General features: G+C 68.1%; 5 protein-coding genes. 1 reads left to right on the top strand and 4 read right to left on the bottom strand.

Annotation, left to right across the window (positions count from 1 at the left end; genetic code table 11):
* The 3 genes from ACK59X_RS35090 to ACK59X_RS35080 all read right to left on the bottom strand — a co-directional run.
* Nucleotides 1-1,050: tannase/feruloyl esterase family alpha/beta hydrolase (locus ACK59X_RS35090; protein ID WP_409964212.1), on the bottom strand; the 1,050-nt coding region annotated here is incomplete at its 3' end.
* Nucleotides 1,051-1,089: 39 nt separating this feature from the next.
* Entirely contained in the window at nucleotides 1,090-2,097 is a 1,008-nt protein-coding gene (locus tag ACK59X_RS35085) for a Bug family tripartite tricarboxylate transporter substrate binding protein (RefSeq protein WP_409964211.1), read from the bottom strand.
* A 45-nt stretch (nucleotides 2,098-2,142) separates the two neighbouring features.
* A complete protein-coding gene (locus tag ACK59X_RS35080) occupies nucleotides 2,143-2,619 on the bottom strand; it encodes a DUF3237 domain-containing protein (RefSeq protein ID WP_409964210.1) in 477 nt (158 codons plus the stop codon).
* A gap of 121 nt (nucleotides 2,620-2,740) precedes the next feature.
* On the opposite strand from ACK59X_RS35080, the gene ACK59X_RS35075 reads away from it, so the two are divergent.
* Nucleotides 2,741-3,592 (top strand): helix-turn-helix transcriptional regulator, encoded by an 852-nt coding sequence (locus ACK59X_RS35075; protein WP_409964209.1) that lies wholly within the window; start codon nucleotides 2,741-2,743, stop codon nucleotides 3,590-3,592.
* Between the two features lie 6 nt (nucleotides 3,593-3,598).
* Here ACK59X_RS35075 and ACK59X_RS35070 read toward each other — a convergent pair whose 3' ends face one another.
* The gene (locus ACK59X_RS35070; protein WP_409964208.1) at nucleotides 3,599-4,039 is read right to left on the bottom strand and encodes an Lrp/AsnC family transcriptional regulator; all 441 of its coding nucleotides are present in this window, start codon (nucleotides 4,037-4,039) and stop codon (nucleotides 3,599-3,601) included.
* Nucleotides 4,040-4,177 lie beyond the last annotated feature (138 nt).

Below are 4,177 nucleotides of genomic sequence, written 5' to 3'. Positions count from 1 at the left end.
ATACAGCGCTTGCCCGGCCGAGTTGCGTGGCCCGGTGAACACCTTGGTGAGGGCGCCGACCTGGGCTGCCGACAGGCAGTCCGCCCCCTTGGCACCGCTGCACTGCAGCACGGCCCGGTTGAACTGGCAGGCCTTGGTGTTGCTGACCATGCCATCCACCACGCCGTCGGCCGCATCGCACGAGGACTTCACTGCATTCGCCACCAGGTTCAGGTCGGCATTGCTGAAGGCCTGCGAGAGGATGCGGTTGCCCGCGGCATCCTGCGGTGCGATGGCGTTGAAGGCGATGGTGTTCCACATCGCGGCCACCGTGGCGCCGCTGGACACCCGCATGGCCGGCGCGCCGGCCGTGATGGCGTCAAAGTAGTCCGGAAAGCGCTGCGAGAACACCATGCCCTGGCGGCCTCCGCCCGAGCAGCCCGAGAAGTACGACCGATCGGGCTTGCGGCCGTAGTGCGTGGCGATCAGCGACTTGGCCGACACCGCCGTCTTGTCGTAGGAGTTGTAGGCATGGTCGATGCGCGCCTGCGGATCGGCGCCGAAGCTCGCCGTGGTACCGCTGTGCCCCGCGTCGGTGGACACGACTGCAAAGCCCTGGCCCAGCGGCGAGGGCGTGCCGCCCGAGATGCTGGAGCTGAGCGAGGTATCGCGCAGGATGCCGTCGTTGCCGCCGCCGCCGATGAACAGGAAGCGGCCGTTCCAGTTGTCCGGCAGGCTCAGCTGGAAGCCGATGGCGTAGTTCGTGCCATCCACCCCGACACGCGGGTTGATGCTGCCCGTGACCACGCAGTGGCCCGGCAGCAAGGCGCCCGTGGCCGCACCGCCTGGGCGCTTGGTGTCGGGCGGCACATAGCTGGTCGCCAATGTGGTGGCCGCCAGCTTGGCGCTGGCGACCAGGTCGGTACAGGCGGCCGCATAGGCGCCCTTGGCGGGTGGCCAGACGGGCCCGTCGTTGCTGCCGCCGCAGGCGGCCAGGGCGAAGGGCATCAGCACCGTGGCGGGCAGCGCCGCGCGGCGCACGGCGTGTGCGCGAACAAGGATGGATGGCATGGTCTGTCTCCTGGGCTGTTTTGTGGTTCTCGGTGGGGTCTAGTCCGCCTTGAAGCCCGTGGCGGCCACGGCCTTGCCCCAGGTCACCGTGTCGGCGGCGATGATCCTGGTGAACTCCTGCGAGCCGGTGCCCGTCACGCGGAAGCCGGCCTCTTCCATCTTGGCCTTGCCCTCGGGCGACTGGACGGCCTTGACGATGTCGGCACTGAGCTTGGCCACGATCTCGGGCGGGGTCTTGGCGGGCGCCACGATGCCGAACCAGGACGAGAACTCCAGGTTGGCGTAGCCCTGCTCCTTGATGGTGGGCACGTCGGGCAGCGCATTGGTGCGCGTGGCACCGGTGCTGCCCAGGGCCGCCAGCTTGCCGGCCTTCACGTTGGGGGCAGCCAGGCCCACGCTGGCGAACACGCCCTGCACGTCGCCGCTGAACAGGCCGCCCAGTGCGTCGGTGGTGTTCTTATAGTGCACCGGCTCGGGCTTGAGCTGCACGGCATCACCGAACATGAAGGCGCCGAAGTGCCCCGGCGTGCCCGCGCCGAAGGTGGCCAGGAACAGGCCCTTCTGCTGCTTGGTCCAGTCGACGAAGTCCTTGACGTTGCGTGCCGGCACCTTCTGCGGGTTGACCAGCAGCACGAAGTCGGAAGTGACCACCTGGCTCACCGCCACGAAATCCTTCTGCGGCGCATACGGCAGCTTGGTGTAACTGCTGGGCGCAATGCTCAGCTGGCCGGTCTCGCCCAGCATCAGGGTGTAGCCGTCGGGCTGGGCGCGTGCCGCCTCGGTGGCGGCGATCAGCCCTCCCGCGCCGGGCTTGTTGTCCACGATCACGCCCTGGTTGCCCCAGGCCTCGGAGAGCTTTTGCGCCAGCAGCCGCGCCACGATGTCCGGCCCCGTGCCGGCCGGGAAGCCCACGATGATGCGCACGGGCTTGTTCGGGTAGCCGGCAGCGGCGTTCTGGGCCTGGGCGGTCGCCCAGGGGGCGGCCAGGCCGGCCACCGCAACGGCGGCCAGCAGTGCGCGGCGTGCAGGGGTGAAAGAAGGCTTCATGGTGATGGTCTCCATTGGTTTTTTGTGAGGAAGGTCGGGAAATACTCAGGCCAGTTCGAAGAAGCGCATGGCCACGGCGTCGGGGTAGCGCGCCCCCGAGCCCACGAACATGCGCTCGGCGATCCAGGCCAGTGCGGGCGAGGCGGTCTCGAAGCTCGGGCTGCAGCGGAAATAGATCTGCCCCGGGTCCACGGGCTCGCCGCGCACCAGGCGCGCGATCAGCTCCGGCGGGCCCGAGCGCACGGCGCGGTTCTGCACATAGATGAAGTCCCCGCCATCGGTCTCGAGCACATAGCGCGCATCGAGCTCGGAGAGCCGGCCGTTCACGATGAGCTGGAAGTCGGCGCCGCCGGGCAGCACCCGGGCCGTCCAGCCCTCGCCCGTGGCGGTGCCGCCGGTGATGGGAATCAGGCGCCGCAGGCCGTGGGCGGTCTGCCCCACCTCCTGCGGCACGCCCACCTGCACGCGCAGGTCGGCAAAGAATTTCAGGCGGGGTTCGGGCAGGGATGAGGGGTCGGACATGGCGCTGATTCACGGCAAAATTGGTTATGAACCTAGCGTAAATCCGGTTGTGTGCGGGGCCTGTCATCCCTGAGGATGACAGCGCGATGACACGGATCTCCCACACCCCCACCCCAAGCCCATGAGGCAATGGCTCCCCTCCTCTCTTCCCGCAGTGCAAGGCCAAGGTAGCCGTGCCGTGGCGGGCATGGTGCAGCGCCTGGGCGAGCCCGGCTTTGCCGGCGGTTTGCTGGAGGATCTGGCACCGGTGCTGCCCGCGGCCTCGTGGTCGGTGTACCGTACGGGCCAGCGCTGCAAGCCCACCCTGTTCATGTCCGCCAGCCGGGGCGTGCCCGACACCACGCAGGACTGCTGGTGGGCCTACCTGTCAGGCCCCTACCGCCAGGACCGCACCTGGGGCCGCGCCTTCGAGGACGTGCCTGCCGAACCGCTGACCCGCCTGTGCCACGTGGCGGCCAGCGAGGTCGAGGGCGAGCACCGCGCCCGCGTCTACGAGGCGCACGGTGTGGCCGAGCGCGTCTCGGTGGTCGACTACGAGAGCGACGGCTCGGTCTTCGCCGTCAACTTCTACCGCCACCAGCACCAGGCACCGTTCCGCGATGGCCAGATCAGCGACTTCGAAGGCATGGCGCCGGTGCTGCTCGCACTGGCACGCAAGCACATCGCGCTGGCGCGCCCGCCATCCCTGCCCGTGGTGCAGGAGCATGCCGGCATGGACGAAGTGCTGCCCGCCATCGCCGCGCTGCCCCAGGGGGTGCCTGCCCTGCGCGAGCGGCTGCTGCGCCTGCAGCCCGACCTGACGGACCGCGAACTCGATGTCTGCGCCCGCGTGCTGCAGGGCATGACGCACGAGGGCATCGCGGCCGACCTGGGCCTGGGGGTGCCCACGGTCAAGACCTACCGCAACCGCGCCTTCGCGCGCATGGGCATCCACTTTCGCAACGAGCTGTTTGCGAAAGTACTGGGCCGCTGATCCAATCTATCCCGGCAGGAAGGGCGGCGGGCGGCGCCGTATCGTCTGCGCCTTCACCACGGCCGTGCTGGTCTCGGCCTTGTCGGCAATGCGGTCGAGCACGCTGTCAAGCTGCTCGATGGAGCGCACGTAAACCCGGGCGATGAAACAGTCGTCGCCCGTCACCTTGTCGCACTCGCAGAACTCGGGCGTGTCGCGTACCAGTTGCTCCACGGCCGCCAGTTGCCCCGGCAGCGGCTTGATGCGCACGATGGCCTGCAGCTGGTAGCCCAGGGCGCGCGGCTCGATGTCGAGCGTGAAGGCGCGGATCACGCCGCGCTCCTCCAGCCGGCGCAGGCGCTCGGACACGCTGGGCGCCGACAGGCCCACCCGCTCTGCCAGTTGCTTGAGCGAGGTGCGGGCATCCGCGTGCAATACGGTAAGAATGGATTGATCGACCAGGTCCATGGAAAACTTCTCCAAACTCAATTCAAGCCTTCGATTGTTAGGATTATTTCTGAATTCGCCTTTCTTCAGCCATTCATCTTATGGGGCCGTTTTTCTACACTTGCAGCATCTGATGACAAGGGTTGAACGGTAATGGAC

It is taken from the genome of Acidovorax sp. (assembly GCF_046339755.1).
Lineage (GTDB): Bacteria > Pseudomonadota > Gammaproteobacteria > Burkholderiales > Burkholderiaceae_C > Acidovorax.
This window is presented reverse-complemented; position numbering and strand designations above follow the sequence as displayed.